Annotated in this window: 1 protein-coding gene; it reads left to right on the top strand. The window is 26.7% G+C overall.

What is annotated here, in order from left to right:
* Positions 1 to 251: hypothetical protein (locus SB717_RS38105; RefSeq protein WP_410908378.1), on the top strand; the 251-nt coding region annotated here is incomplete at both ends.

Here is a 251-nt window from a genome sequence, read left to right on the forward strand (position 1 = left end):
GGAGCACTGAGGAGCAATTAACGAAAAAAAGAGCAGCACAATTAGATATTGAAAATAATAAATTAGAGATTTGGTTATACAGTTTATTGTTCTTACTTTCTTGTATTTCCATTATCGTTTCACTCTATATTTCGAATTCCATTACAAAAACGATTAAAAATGTAATTCAAGCTATTAAATCAATTTCTTCTAAAGAAAAAATTACGGAAAGAATTCATGTAAATACACATGATGAAATAAAAGATCTTGCT

It is taken from the genome of Priestia sp. SIMBA_032, from assembly GCF_046535215.1.
GTDB lineage: Bacteria > Bacillota > Bacilli > Bacillales > Bacillaceae_H > Priestia > Priestia aryabhattai.